Origin of the sequence: Microseira sp. BLCC-F43, from assembly GCF_041929235.1 — a bacterium.
Classification (GTDB): domain Bacteria; phylum Cyanobacteriota; class Cyanobacteriia; order Cyanobacteriales; family Aerosakkonemataceae; genus Microseira.
This window is the reverse complement of the sequence record NZ_JBHFNP010000028.1, coordinates 1-14,508: the sequence shown is the minus strand read 5'-3', so window position 1 is coordinate 14,508 and position 14,508 is coordinate 1. Positions and strand designations below refer to the sequence as shown.

Sequence of the window (14,508 nt, the reverse complement as noted above, 5' to 3'; positions counted from 1 at the left end):
GCCGCGAAAAATAGACATAACATTGGTGGTCTAATATTGTTTGATATCCTATCAAGCTGTAAGCAAGTTCAGCTTTTCATCCCACTCTGATGATCGAAGTTGAGCAGTTAAGTAAAATTTATGGTTCGACTCCTGCGATCGCCGATGTCACCTTTAAGGTGGAACCTGGTGAAATTGTGGGGTTTTTGGGACCAAATGGGGCTGGTAAAACCACTACCATGCGAATTTTAACGGGTTACTTACCCGCAACCAGCGGCACGGCGAGAATTGCCGGGTACGATGTCCACGATGATTCGATGGCGGTACGCCAGCGCATTGGTTACTTGCCAGAAACGCCGCCGTTGTACCCCGATATGACGGTAGAGGGGTTTCTCTACTTTGTGGCGCGAATTAAAGGCGTACCGGCGGGCGATCGCGCGGGTCAGGTAAACTGGGCGATTAAGCGCTGTAACCTGCAAGAAAAGCGCCATGTGTTGATTCGCAAGCTTTCCAAGGGATTCCGCCAGCGAGTGGGAATTGCTCAAGCGATCGTTCACGACCCGCCTGCGATTATTCTAGATGAACCCACCGTCGGCCTCGATCCGCGTCAAATTATCGAGGTGCGAAATTTAATTAAAAGCCTCGCCGGTAGCCACACCATTATCCTTTCCACCCACATTTTGCCCGAAGTCAGCATGACCTGTAACCGCGTCACGATTATCAATCGCGGTAAGGTTGTAGCAACGAATACCCCAGAAGGTTTAATGGCTCAGTTGACAGAAGGGTCGGGATACGAACTAGAAATAGACGGCTCTCCAGATGTCGCTGTGGAATGCTTGCGTAATATTCCGGGGGTAAGCAGGATAGAATTGATACCAGGTATTCATGGAGGAGAAAATCGCGCTGCGCTTCGCGTCGTATCCGCAGCGGGAAGCGAACCAGGGCGGGAAATTGCGGCGGCGTTGGTATCGGCGGGAGTAGGATTGTATGAAATGCGACGCACTACAGCAAGTTTAGAAGATGTATTTTTAGAATTGACGACGACAGAAAAAGTAGAAACAGATGAGTTCGTAGTAAGGAATTCAGTCCTCTCTTCCGGGGAGGGTGAAGGCGATAGACAAAAGTCAGGCGAGGGTTAAATGCGGGTAATTTTTGGCAATATTATGGCGATTTACCGCAAAGAGTTGCAGAGTTATTTTGCATCGCCTTTGTCATATGCGATCGCAGGTGTATTCTGGCTGCTATCAGGCATCTTCTTTGTGCAGATTCTGGTGGGAATCGTTAATACAGTTGCGGCGGCAGAACAACAGGGACAGAATATACCCCCTTTGGATGTTGCTTACGAAGTCTTGAAGGGTTTCTTAAGCGTAATGGGGTCGTTTTGTTTGTTTATCCTGCCAATGTTGTCGATGGGACTTTATGCCGAAGAACGCAAGCGCGGTACTTTAGAATTATTGGCAACATCGCCGCTAACTAACTGGGCGGTGGCGGTTGGCAAATTGTTGGGAGTGCTGACATTTTTTGTGACAATGCTGGTGCCGTTGGTAGTGTACGAAGCGATCGCATTTAGTGCTGCTAATCCACCCGTTCCCCCCGCCGTACCGTTGCTAGGGCATTTGGGTTTAATTTTACTCGCCGCCAGCGTTTTATCCTTAGGGATGTTTGTTTCTTCTTTAACCGACAGTACAATTCTGTCGGCGATTTTCACGTTTGTTTTAGTAGCATTTCTGTGGATAATTGACTTGATTGCCCAAAGCGTCCAAGGACCAATGCGCGATGCTTTAGGTCATCTATCCCTGCTGAAACATTACAATAACCTAATTCAAGGAGTTTTAGATACCAGCAGTTTGATTTTGTTTGCCAGTTACATTATTTTGGGCATATTTCTCACCGCGCAATCAATTGAAGCATTGCGCTTTCAACGTTCATAAAATTAGCTAATGGCTAATGGCTAATGGCTAATTGTAGTTAAATGGTGTATAAAAAATCAGCAAACAATTAGCAATTAGCAATTAGCAATTAACAAAAATATGAAAAATATCACCAAAAACTGGAAATATTTAAAACATCTGTTCTGGGGCGGACCAATATTAATTGTAATGGGGTTATCTGCTGGAGCGATCGCTGACAGTTGGATACCCATCCCCCTAGGAATGATTGCTGCTGGAATTGTCATTATCATGGCATGGGCAATCTTACAAAGTAGTGACGATGTAACTTCCCCCGGACAGCAATTTTGGGGACGTCGTTCTGCCCAAGCAGGCACTAACGCTCTGTTTGCTACACTAGCTGTAGTAGCAATTTTAGCGCTAATTAACTTTGTAGCTGCCCGCAATGCAGCGCGGGTGGACTTAACCGAAAATCAAGTTTTAACTATCGCACCCCAGTCGCAACAGTTGGTAAGGAATTTCAATATCCCCGTCAAAGTTTGGATATTTAATCCAAATCAAAATTCCCAGGATGTGGAATTGTTAGAAAATTATCGCAGGCAAAATTCCAAATTCAGTTTTGAATATGTCGATCCGAATGCTAAACCGAACTTAACTCAAAAGTTTGGCGTCACAGAATTGGGTCAAGTTTACTTAGAATATGGGGCAAGAAGAAAGTTCGTGCAGTTGGTTAGCGAAGTTGAACGGTTATCGGAAATCAAGCTGACGAATGCCTTACAACAAATTAAAAGCGATCGCAGCGATAAAGTCTACTTCCTCCAAGGACACGGGGAACTTTCCCTGCAACCCGGACAAGAAGCGATATCCCTTGCCGTACAATCTTTAGATGAGAAAAACTATAAAAGCGAACCGCTTAACCTTGCAGAACGCGGTCAAGTTCCAACCGATGCATCGGTGGTAGTCATAGCACGTCCCAAACAAGCACTATTCGCGGCAGAAGTTAACGCTTTAAGAGATTATCTTAGACGCGGCGGTAGCGTTTTATTAATGGTCGATCCGAATACAAATCCCGGTTTGGATAGTTTGCTGAAAGAATGGGGTGTGAAACTGGATAATCGCTTAGTAATTAATGCATCCAGTCGTCAAGTACAAGGGTTTGGTCCCGCTGCTGCTTTAGTCACAGAATACGGCGAGCATCCTATTACGAAAGATTTTGCCAATCGTTATTCATTTTATCCCTATGCCAGAGCGATTGAACTTGTCCCCACAGTGGGTGTAGATGCAACGCCTCTGCTATTGACAAATGACCAAACTTGGGCTGAAAGCAATCCAGAAAACCCGGAATTAAAATTAGATCAGAATACAGATATAAAAGGGCCTTTAACTTTAGGAATTGCCCTGAGTCGTAAATTAGAATTTGGGCAACCTTCCCCACCTTCCCCCTCTCCCTCATCAGATAAACCGAAAACCGAATCTCGGTTAGTCGTTATCGGAAATTCTTCCTTTGCTACCGATGGTTTATTTGGACAGCAATTAAATGGAGATGTTTTCCTAAACTCAGTTGGTTGGTTGAGTCAGAGGGACAATCAAACTCTTTCCATTCGTCCCAAACAAGCGAACAACCGCCGCATCAATATAACACCCCAACAATTTAGTGTATTAGCTTTGATAGCAGTTGCGCTCGTACCTTTAATCGGGTTTGTAGGAGGTGGCATACTTTGGTGGAAACGGAGGTAGAACTTGAGATTTGAGATTGCAGATTCGTCCCTCGTTCCCAGGCTCGCTCGTCCCTCGTTCCCAGGCTCCTACCTGGGAATGCAGATTTCAGGCTCCTGCCTGAAAATGCCGCTCCCTCGTGCCCTCGTTCCCTCGTGCCCTCGTTCCCAGGCTCCTGCCTTCCCTCGTTCCCAGGCTCCTGCCTGGGAATGCAGATTTCAGGCTCCTGCCTGAAAATGCAGATTTTGGATTTTGGATTGATGAATTTGAATTATGAAGTTGCAACGCTCTACTTGGATTCTAATTCTCGCGGCGATACTTTTAGGTGGTATCGTATATGTATACGAAATTGAAGGCAGACCTCAGCGAGAAGCAACAAAAGCTCTTGAAAATCAACTGTTTGATTTTCAAGAAAATGACGTTCAATCTGTTACCTTAAAAACTAAGGATAAAACGCTTTTATTTGAGCGTAACAGTCAGCCACCATCGGGTAATTCAACTCAACCAAAATGGCTGATGACGGTACTGGAAATGGCAAAATCAACTCCAACTCCAACACCAGCAGCGATCGCTACCCCCCCAACTCCAACGCCAAATCAGACACCAGTAGCGATCGCAACTCCCCCAAATCCCACTGCAACGCCAAATCAGACACCAGCAGCGATCGCCACTCCGCCAACTCCCACTCCACAAGCAACGCCAATTGCACCGCCGCCAGAGACGAATTTAACCAAAGTTCCGGCGAATGAGGCATATGTTGTGTTTTTGCTCGATCAGATGGTGAAAGGGAAAGGCGATCGGATTACAATCGATCCGCGCATCGACTATGGTTTAAATCAACCCCAAGCGACGATAGATGTGAAGCTAAATAACGGCAAAACTCATCAACTAATTTTGGGTAAGCCTAATTTTAACAACACTTCTGTGTATGCGATCGCCGATCCAACCGATCAAGCGAATCAATCGCCACAAATACTTGTAATATCCAACAATTTTGAAAATGCCGTGAAGCGACCTTTATCAGAATGGAAACAACCGGAACAACAACAAAATCCTGAGAAAAAGTAAGCCGCAAATACTGCCAGGAAATGAAAGCAAGCCGCAAATACCGCCAGGAAATAAATTTCCTGGCTAACAGCTTAAGTCCATTAAAATGGACTGAATGCATTTTACAGTCCACTTGAGTGGACTTTAGCTATTAGCAAGGGGTTTAGATTGATTATGATACCAAATCCGTTTCTATTACCCCCTTTTTAACCCTAACAAAACCCGCCTCCCCAGGCTATAGAATAAGAGGGGTGTACGACCCGGATTTGGTATGACTTAATTATTTTTATGCTAAAACTGCCGATTCGTCTCTGACTTTAAAGTACCAGTAGAGGTTAGCAACAGTTAAGTTTGAGGCTTGGTGTAAATTGGATGAAACTAGGGTTTTGTAGCGTGCGATCGCAGCTTTTTGACTAACATAAGATTCATACTCTCGCCGCAATTCTGGCTTGATCATAAATTTCAACTGAGCCAGCAAAGATTGAGTATGAGACTTTTGCTTTAAATTTTCATATAGTAATTGTTCTGGCGGTGCTGTTACAGCAGTAGTGGCTGAGTTGGTATTGGGATTTACCATATCTTCCAAGTTGCTGAAGTCGGCACTTTCGAGTAATTTTAGTTCGGCAGGTGGGAGCGATCGCACCCAATCTATATGATTTTGCCACGATTCCAGTACAGCTAGATCGCGATCGTGAATTCTGGCGATTTCTGGGAAGATAAAATCTAGCTCATCTTCAGTTTGGCAGCTATCAATAACATTGAGGGCGTCTTGACGAATTTTAGCTTTGAGATGGGAGAGGGATTCGCTTACAGCCGCAGCCTCATCTTGCAATTGATAACTGATAACAATTGTTTGCTCAATTGCCCAAGCACATTCTAGTCTGCGGAGTTGTCCAGCCGCACAAGTTTCTGATAACAGATGAGGATTATTGTAGATTGACAAAGCCTCACTTAACGTCTGTCTTGCATTAGATAACTCTACTTTTCTGGCATTTATGTCTTGCATGGACATAGCCGTTTTCATGAGTTTAGTTGCTTCCACAAACCGCCCATAAGCTTTAATAAATTCTAAACGATGCTGAGCAAATTTGAGATCTTGGGCAACTTCATCAATTCGCTGTATAATTTCTGCTCCCTCGCTTCTCAATGCTTTTTTTAAATCTATAAACCCATCTTTAACTTCAAGCCGCAGTTGCTTTACATCCTCCCTCAATTTCATTGTCTGCCACAAATTCACTGCCGACAATGCGACACCAGCCGCTACGCCAACGCCAATCACCGCTGTAGTTGCTTGCAGCACTCCTATGCTTGACCCGATGGCATTGATACCGTTTAGTGTAGCTGTAAATCCTCTGCGATTTTGATACATTTCTAAGCCGCTCATTGCAAACTGCACTGGTGATACTAGCGGCTGTGTTGAGGTACTAACCATACCCTTTGCTATCTCAACAAATCTACCTGTAATTGGATCTCTGAGAATAGGCAAAACTTGTTCATTTGTTGTAACTTGTACAAGCTTGCCAGCAGCGAAGAGAGCTTGATTTGCCGCACTAAATATGTAATCCATACTTTTTACCTAATTGACACTTTAAGAATTAGCTCAGTCCTAGCATTTTTAGATATCTTGACACAGACGGAATCGTCTGATCGGCGAAGATAACCGTATTTACACGGAGTCTTTCTCGGCTGAGTTCAGGAATACTAGATCAGAGTAACACTATCGGCTTACAGACACTATGAATACCGCGCTGGTCGGCTCTGAGGCTGTTGATCTATTGTCGCGCATCACTGGACAGAAAGTTAGTCAACGGGATCTCACACCTCCTGTAATTTTCTTGGTAGCTTTGGTAACAGTTTTACTAGGAGTGATGTTTGCAGACGGTACGGTATCAGATGAAGAGAAGCAGCGCTGGCAAAAAACTATCAATCAGTTTATTCCTCCAGAGGGCAATGTACGTCAGTTGACGCAGCTTATAAGCAAGGGTGTCCGACAAAATCAGATTTATAAGAAAACTAAAGACTTTCTAACGCTGACGGCTCCACTTTCAGACGCAGAAAGGTTGTTGTTAATTGCCTTTGGCTATGAGATGGCAGCAGCGGATGGTGAAATGGCTACTTCGGAGAAAAAGTATTTAGAAGCAGTTGCCAAGCTGCTAGGAATTAACCATCAATACTTGGCAGTTCTGGAAGCATGCTTCACTCATCAAGGAACTGTAGAGCCAGCAGTGTTGGATGAGATTCAGTCTTTACTCAATCCGGCTCGATTTCACGAGTTAGACACTATGTTTGTTAAGGCTGCAAGTGATATTCTAGCGCTTCTGCCTGCCAAACCTAAACACCAAAAAACTCAACAGCATCGAGCCGCTTCTTATCAGAAACTACAAGAATTCCAGAAATATCGCCAACTATTAAACAACTTATGCGCTCAGCTAAACCAGGTCATTCAAGACTGCAATAATCGTGAGTTACTACCTCACAAACTAACAGAGGACATAGTAACAGTATCTGACAAATTACAATCTCAGCGTTTTCGCTTAGCAGTTGTGGGTGAGTTTAGCCAAGGAAAATCAACTCTACTCAATGCCTTGCTAGGTGAAGAGATTCAACCTGTGAGAGCGATTCCCTGTAGCGGCACAGTAACAGTTTTGAAATATGGAGCGCAAAAGCGGGTAGTCTGTCGCTATAAGGATAGGGAAGAAGAAATTCCATTTGACCAGTATCAAGAAAAGGCAGCAATTTCAGAAGACGCAGCGCTGGGGAATCTCATTGATGAACTAGCACAGTCTGACATTGAAGAGATTATTGTTGAACATCCCGATCTGGATTTATGCCACAATGGAGTGGAAATTGTCGATTCACCAGGCTTGAACGAAAATCCTAAGCGTACTGATATTACAAAAAAACTGCTAAAGGATACCGATGCAGCTATCTTCCTAGCAAATGCTTCGCGTCCTCTAACTCAAGGAGAACGTGACTTGATACAGGATTTAAAAATTCAGCTAAATGGTGGTAATAAAAATGAGCCAGCTGACAATCTTTTTGTAGTAGTCAATTTTATGGATTTGCTACGCCGTGAAAGAGATGTCCAGCAGGTAAAACAGATGTTTAAAAATTTTATCCTGGGTATAAATCCTATCATAACAGGTGAAAATCGCATTCATTTTATCTCTGCTCAAGCAGCGCTGGATGCTATTTTGGAGGGAACGGAGGATGAGTATTTCAAAGCATTCTATTCTTTTACCCAGTCTCTCGATAGGTTTCTGACGACTGAGCGGGGTTTAATACAGCTTAAGCAATACGCTGGCAGACTCCAGCAGTTAATACAGTCTGGTTTGGATGGATTACATCAAGCTGAGGATGTTTTAGATGGTAAGTTGAAAATTTCTGAAGCTCATAAGCAAAACATACTTGAAAAAATCGGTGAAGCTAGTGGGCGGGATGTAAAAATTCGCTGTTTAGCAGATAAACTGGTGCAGCAAGCAATCGAACAAGCTAACCAGTGTTGGGAGGAATGGGCTGAAGGTTTAAAATACCGTATCGAGAAAAAAAGTCAAAACTGGTCTTCTGACCACAATGAGCGAGAAAAGCTGTTTCAAGATTATGCAAATCAGTTGATTAAAAACTTATCAGCAGACTTCAATTATTGGGTTGATAAAAAGATAAAAGGTTCGATTTTAAAACCAATTGTAAAAGTTTTGGACAGGGAGATAAATCAGGAAATAGAAGCAATTCAAAAAAGCATCCAAAGTCTTGATTTAAAAACTGGATCTAACCTAAGCGGTCAGCTTGATTTATCCTTTTCTGGTGTAGCATTAAACATGAACCTTGCTTCATCAATGGGTGCAGATAACAGTGATGAAGGTGGGGCTGGTTGGTTAGCTGGGCTTGGGGCTGGTGGTTTAGCTGCTGCTGGTGCTGGTGCGTTGTTGGGAATCGGTCTTTTTCCAGTAGCCTTGATTGGAGGAGTTGCTGCTCTTGGGTTAGGCTGGCTATTTGGTGAAGATCAAGACGAAGTTCGCGCTGAAGTTAAACAAAGTGTTTGCGAGCAATGTTTTAAGAAGTTGAGTGAATCGGAGGAGGAAATTTTTGAAAATGTTTGCCAAAATATTGCGTCAGTCTTATATAGCCGAGTTGACGCCGCAAGCGGAGTTATTGAACAAGCAATCTCTCTTGCAGAAAACCTTCTAGAACAACAGGAAAAAGCTCACGAAGAAACACTGGAACAACGTCAGGTTGATAAAGCTTTTATCGCTCAGAAGCGTCAGGAACTTGAACAGGTGCAGAAGCATTTAGAAGCAATTTTGAATCAAGCGGCGGTGTAGCGATCGCATCCTCTCCATCTGTGATGCGATCGCTCTCAATCAGGACTGACGCAAAGAAACCCGGTTTCTCGGAAAAATCTTCGATTTGCAACTAGAGATCGCAGCAAGAAACCGGGTTTCTAGCTTCGTCGTGCGTAGTCCTGTCAATTATCTCGCTACCGGAGAACTAACACCAGGCGCTACAGAAGAAATCCGACCATCTAACTTACGAGTAATTTCGCTCAAAGATATCTTCGGTGGCTGACCATCAGGATACATCACAGCGGTAAGTGCGCCGTAACTATTGCGGCGAAAAGAGCCAATATCGATCCGCATTGGTTGACCTGCCATCGATATTTTTAGCGACATCCCGGTGGAAACTTCACTCATGTTATTAAGTTCGGGAATAGAACTAAAATCTTCAATTTGAATTCCCGTTGAAGTTTTTAATTTATCCCTAATTTCATCGATCATTTCCTGTTGGAATTCGGGTTGCTGCATCTTTTTGATATAGTCATCAAATTGTACCCGATCTGTTTCTTTCAGCGTTCCAGTATATCCAACCACAATTTGCGCGTTTTGCGAACTGCTAGCTGTTTGCGACGATGGCGAACTACTTGTTTGCGACATGAACGCAAACAGATTTTCTGGGTTTAGACTAAATTGCCCCAGTTGTTTTTTGAGCATTTCCACAAAATTAGCCGTCATCTGAGGCGGTACAGCTTGAAACCCAGGCGGCATATCTTCCAGCGTCAGCGTCACCTTTGACGATGTTTGGGGTTCAGGTGTCATCTGGGGTTGAGGTGTCATCTGGGGTTCAGGTGTCATCTGGGGTTCAGGTGTCACCTGGGGGCTGGCTGATGGCGAGGTTTGGGCAATAATGGGGGAGACTCTGGTTGCGATCGCTTCTTTTACAGAACCACCAGCGTAGATTGCACCAGTCAACAAACACAAAATCAAACTTAAACTTTTCTTCATTTTACGGTATAATTCGGGGTCGCTATTTTATGATAGCCAGCAGCATCACGCCAAGCAGGGTAAAATATTGGCGATCGCCAGCGAGCAACTTGGCAGCAATTTCCATCACTTGCGCTTGTTGCTGGCATTTTCAACCCCAAATCCGCGCAATTCTACAACACTGAACCCATAGGCGTATTCCATAGTCCAGGTTGATTTGCTCTTGACTAGGGTATCCAACGGTTGTATTGACGAGGGTAGCGTCGGCAATTGTTTCCAAATTCCCTATCCCTGTGGGATATACAAACAAAAACCTCCCAGTGCGGACGTTTTTGTTTGATCCTATCTTGCACAAGCGCCTTGAAATAAATTTCATGCTGTAGTAGCACAGCATTAGACAACCTTTTGATCTAGATCGCGCATTTGGGGCGGGTAATACCTGCCCAATTCGTGGAACCAGGAAATATCTCGTTAAAGTGGGTTCCTGCCGCTACAAAACCCGTTTTAACAAGTTAAAATTTTTATTTCTTCGCAATTTCAGTCAGTTTTAACTGACTTAAGCTATTAGCCCGGAAATTTATTTCCGGGCGGGTGTTTCCAATTAGCTGAGGCAATAATTACAGCACGATAGACGTGCTGTAAAATTATTAACCTCAAACCGCAGGCAAACTTTTAATCGCCTTTAAACTTTTGGCGCATTGTTGCCCAATACTTGATTTTTCAGCCCTTTTAGCTCTTCCGACAATTCTTTGCGAGTCGAAGCACGGAGTAAATACCGATACACAAACCAACCAGCATACCCCATACCCACGAGTTCAAAGAAAGGCGACAGCAAAGGAATATCGTTCAGCGCATCCAGCACTGCCAGGGTTACCTTGACGGTGACAAAGGCAGCTACAATCAAGCCAACCGTCAGCAGGGGTTTTTGGTACTCGCCAAAAAAATCACCCAAGTAATCGGGCAGCTTAGACAGATACGAAAGAACCAGATCCACATATTCCTGGAACTGACTCTCAGACTCACTGGTAGGAGGAACTGTCGCTAAGGGAGCATTGTCTGCCGTTTCCACGGTGACTTCTACTTTCGGCGTTTCAGGTTGTGGTGGTTTGGGTTGTTTAGCTTCCATGTTGATATCTCCAATTATGATAACGTTGCTTATGTTATCTAGGCAGCGCCCCTCTTTGCACCAAAACCTTAGCAGATTTACACGATTTTTGTTCTTGAGGGCACATTTTTGACCTTAGACGGCAGTTATGTCAATTGTTTCGGGCGCGATATGCCAGAGGCAGGCTGGGCGAACGCGCTATTATCCTAGTGAACGACAATTGCCACAGCTAGTGCCTCTATCTGTGGAATTACTGGGTTTGGAGCCAGCGAGAGCATCGGAGAGAGTAGGACAATGGCAGAATGGGACAATAGGGGTGTCTGGCGCAGTTGTGCGATCGCACTCGGTAGCAATCTCGGTGATTCCCTTACTACCCTTGAGAACGCCCTGAAAACCCTTGCCCAAACTCCAGGGATTGTTCTACAAGCTGTCTCCAGTTGGTATCTTACCAAGGCCGTAGGGCCGCCACAGCCGGATTATCTCAATGGTTGTGCCTTGTTAGGGGTTCAAATGAGTCCAGAGGCGTTATTGGAGACGCTGCTGGCAATTGAAGCGAAATTTGGTCGAGTCCGCCGCGAACCTTGGGGGCCAAGAACCTTAGACTTAGATTTGTTGTTATTTGATGACTTAATCTTGGAGACGCAATCCCTCCAGATTCCCCATCCTCGCATGAACGAGCGAGCGTTCGTGCTGGTACCCTTGGCGGAAATTGCCCCAGACTGGGTAGAACCCGTTTCGGGACATGCGATCGCGCAACTCGTCCAAGCGGTAGACTGTTCAGGAGTCCACCGTCTTTGATAGTTTACGCAATGCGTGCGATTTCTCACCCACAACAGGCGAACACCCTTGTAGGGGCAGGTTTTACCAACAACCATCAAAGAAAACAAACTATTTAACTAAACCCGCCCCACCCCCCAATCTAAAATCTAAAATCTGCAATCTGAAATCCACTATGCCACAGGGTAAAGAACCCCCACAACTACTCAAACAACGTCTTTTTTACCTCGGTCGCAAGTTCAATTATCAAGTCACCCGCCTCCGCCTACCCAACGGCGTCGAAGGAGAATGGGAATGCGTCCGTCACCCAGGTGGTGCGCTTGCCGTCCCCGTGACAAAAGAAGGCAAACTGATACTATTGCGGCAGTATCGCTTTGCGGTTGAAGGGCGAATTTTAGAATTTCCCGCCGGAACTCTCGAACCTGGGGAAGATGCGGCAGAAACAATCAAGCGCGAAATTGAAGAAGAAACCGGCTATCGCGCCAAAACCTGGACAAAGCTGGGAGAATTTTTCCTAGCTCCCGGTTATTCCGATGAAATTATTTACGCCTTTCTAGCGCAAGATTTAGAACCCCTAGAAACGCCACCCAATCAAGACGACGACGAAGACATGGAAACAGTTTTGATGACTCCCCAAGAATTAGAACAAGCTATTCACGATGGTGAACCAATCGACGCCAAATCAATCTCCAGTTTTTTCCTAGCCCGTCCATTTCTGCAATAACTATAATGGCTAAATGCTAAATAGCTACAGGACTTAGGCACGACAAGCCTATCACCAAAGTTTCTTGCTGCGAGAGCTTCGCGAAGGGAGGCATATCTCTAGTTGCCTTTCCCGACGATTTTTCAGAGAAACCCGGAATATGCGCCTAACTCCTGAGCTAATCAAAACCTACCTACAATTAGCCATTAGCAATTAGCCATTAGCAATTAGCCATTACCCATTACCCATGTCCGATCTAATTTTATTTTGGCATCGTCGCGATTTACGCATTTCTGACAATATCGGATTGGCTGCTGCCAGGCAACAAAGTCCAAAAGTAGCCGGTGTTTTTTGCCTAGATCCGCATATTTTGCAGCGGGATGATGTAGCACCAGCCAGGGCGAAATACATGATAGGCTGCTTGCAGGAACTCCAGCAAAGATATGCCGAAGCAGGTAGCCAATTATTTATTTTGCAAGATGACCCCAAGCAAGGGATACCTCGACTGGCGGCGGCTTTGAATGCGAAGGCGGTATTTTGGAATTGGGATGTAGAGCCTTATGCTAAGGATCGCGATCGCATTATCGCAGACGCCCTCAAACAAAAAGGCATCGCCGTCCAAAATTTCTGGGATCAGTTATTGCATTCCCCCGCAGAAATCCGCACGGGTTCAAAACAATCTTACACCGTTTACAGCCCTTTTTGGAAAAACTGGAGCGGCAAACCAAAAGCCACCCCAGTAGAGATATTTCAAAATGGAATAAGTTTAACCGAAATCGAAAAAGAAGCCGCGCGTCAAGCGGGTGCAAAAGAATTGCCATCAGCTAAAGCTTTGGGATTTATATGGGATAAAGAACTGTTATTAGCACCCGGAGAAGCGGCAGCAAAAGCCAGATTAGAAGAATTCGGCAAATCAGCTATTTTTGAGTATAAAGAACGGCGCAATTTTCCATCTGTTGATGGCACATCCAGATTAAGTGCAGCTTTAAAATTTGGCGCAATTGGTATCCGTACTGTTTGGGCGGCAACGCTTGCTGCAATCGAACAAACTCGCAGCGAGTCAGGGCAAGCAAGTATCCAAACTTGGCAACAAGAACTCGCGTGGCGAGAATTTTACCAACACGCAATGTATTGGTTTCCAGAATTAGCAGAAGGTGCGTTTAGAGAAGTATTCAAAGACTTTCCTTACGACAACAACCCAGAACATTTTCAAGCATGGTGTGAAGGCAAAACTGGCTATCCAATTGTAGATGCAGCGATGCGACAAATGAATGAAATCGGCTGGATGCACAACCGCTGCCGCATGATAGTCGCCAATTTTCTCACAAAAGACTTATTAATAGACTTCCGGCTGGGAGAAAAATATTTCACGCAGAAGTTATATGATTGGGATCTTTCTGCTAACAATGGTGGCTGGCAGTGGAGTGCATCGAGTGGAATGGACCCAAAACCAGTGCGAATTTTCAACCCAGCATCTCAAACGGAAAAATTCGATCCAAAAGCAGAATATATCCGGCAATGGATACCAGAGTTGCGGTTAGTAGATACACAATCCCTCATCACAGGTAAAATTCCACCTTTAGAACGGGAAGCACTTGGCTATCCTCAACCGATTGTGGATCACAGCAAACGGCAACGCGAGTTCAAACAGCGCTACAGTCAGCAAAAAGCAGGTTAGTAGGGTCGGGTTTAAAGCAAGATATTGTATTCTTACATACAAGCGTGCGTTTCGTTCTGGAGAAACCCAGAAATGGGAGGATTCCAGGCTCTAACAAGGTAACCCAAATAGGGTTGAGTTCGCACTTCAATCCCTTGTTAGATGACAACTTGTTCATCTTATGGGTGAGAGGTTTCCTCAAGTCCCATCCCGCTGGTGCTGCGGTGAAAGTATTACCCCCAGGTTCGCGACTAGCCATGTGCGATGTGAAAGTCGTACATCAACGTGTTAAACACGTTAAGAATGAGGAGCCGCCTCCTCCGGGGATTTCTCTCTCCCCGTCCCCATGTAAAAAGAGTCAGAGACTCTGCCTACGT

Annotated in this window: 12 protein-coding genes; 9 read left to right on the top strand and 3 right to left on the bottom strand. The window is 44.9% G+C overall.

What is annotated here, in order from left to right; all coding sequences use genetic code 11:
- Positions 1–89: 89 nt before the first annotated feature.
- The 4 genes from ACE1CM_RS03880 to ACE1CM_RS03865 all read left to right on the top strand — a co-directional run bounded on the left by ACE1CM_RS03880 (position 90) and on the right by ACE1CM_RS03865 (position 4,652).
- Complete coding sequence (locus ACE1CM_RS03880; RefSeq protein ID WP_374876095.1) at positions 90–1,118, top strand: ABC transporter ATP-binding protein; 1,029 nt, start codon at positions 90–92, stop codon at positions 1,116–1,118.
- Positions 1,119–1,910 carry an ABC transporter permease gene (locus tag ACE1CM_RS03875; protein WP_374876094.1) on the top strand — a complete coding sequence of 264 codons (792 nt, stop codon included), beginning with the start codon at positions 1,119–1,121 and terminating at the stop codon, positions 1,908–1,910.
- Between the two features lie 99 nt (positions 1,911–2,009).
- A complete protein-coding gene (locus ACE1CM_RS03870; RefSeq protein WP_374876093.1) occupies positions 2,010–3,605 on the top strand; it encodes a GldG family protein in 1,596 nt (531 codons plus the stop codon).
- 252 nt (positions 3,606–3,857) lie between these two features.
- Entirely contained in the window at positions 3,858–4,652 is a 795-nt protein-coding gene (locus ACE1CM_RS03865) for a DUF4340 domain-containing protein (protein WP_374876092.1), read from the top strand.
- A gap of 265 nt (positions 4,653–4,917) precedes the next feature.
- On the opposite strand, the gene ACE1CM_RS03860 is transcribed toward ACE1CM_RS03865, so the two are convergent.
- Positions 4,918–6,198, bottom strand: coding sequence for a hypothetical protein (locus tag ACE1CM_RS03860; RefSeq protein ID WP_374876091.1), 1,281 nt, complete (start codon positions 6,196–6,198; stop codon positions 4,918–4,920).
- Between the two features lie 169 nt (positions 6,199–6,367).
- Between ACE1CM_RS03860 and ACE1CM_RS03855 the strand changes: the two genes are divergently transcribed.
- On the top strand, positions 6,368–8,953 hold the full coding sequence (locus ACE1CM_RS03855; RefSeq protein ID WP_374876090.1) for a dynamin family protein: 2,586 nt from the start codon (positions 6,368–6,370) through the stop codon (positions 8,951–8,953).
- A 147-nt stretch (positions 8,954–9,100) separates the two neighbouring features.
- On the opposite strand, the gene ACE1CM_RS03850 is transcribed toward ACE1CM_RS03855, so the two are convergent.
- The gene (locus ACE1CM_RS03850) at positions 9,101–9,910 is read right to left on the bottom strand and encodes a hypothetical protein (RefSeq protein ID WP_374876089.1); all 810 of its coding nucleotides are present in this window, start codon (positions 9,908–9,910) and stop codon (positions 9,101–9,103) included.
- A 661-nt stretch (positions 9,911–10,571) separates the two neighbouring features.
- Positions 10,572–11,015 (bottom strand): CAAD domain-containing protein, encoded by a 444-nt coding sequence (locus tag ACE1CM_RS03845; protein WP_374876088.1) that lies wholly within the window; start codon positions 11,013–11,015, stop codon positions 10,572–10,574.
- Between the two features lie 273 nt (positions 11,016–11,288).
- On the opposite strand from ACE1CM_RS03845, the gene folK reads away from it, so the two are divergent.
- The 4 genes from folK to ACE1CM_RS03825 all read left to right on the top strand — a co-directional run.
- Positions 11,289–11,792 (top strand): 2-amino-4-hydroxy-6-hydroxymethyldihydropteridine diphosphokinase, encoded by a 504-nt coding sequence (gene folK / locus ACE1CM_RS03840; protein WP_374876087.1) that lies wholly within the window; start codon positions 11,289–11,291, stop codon positions 11,790–11,792.
- A gap of 154 nt (positions 11,793–11,946) precedes the next feature.
- Positions 11,947–12,495, top strand: coding sequence for an NUDIX hydrolase (locus tag ACE1CM_RS03835; RefSeq protein ID WP_374876086.1), 549 nt, complete (start codon positions 11,947–11,949; stop codon positions 12,493–12,495).
- A 226-nt stretch (positions 12,496–12,721) separates the two neighbouring features.
- Positions 12,722–14,152: a cryptochrome/photolyase family protein gene (locus ACE1CM_RS03830; protein ID WP_374876085.1), complete on the top strand. Its 1,431-nt coding sequence runs from the start codon at positions 12,722–12,724 to the stop codon at positions 14,150–14,152.
- A 113-nt stretch (positions 14,153–14,265) separates the two neighbouring features.
- On the top strand, positions 14,266–14,508 hold a 243-nt coding region (locus ACE1CM_RS03825), incomplete at its 3' end, for a hypothetical protein (protein ID WP_374876084.1).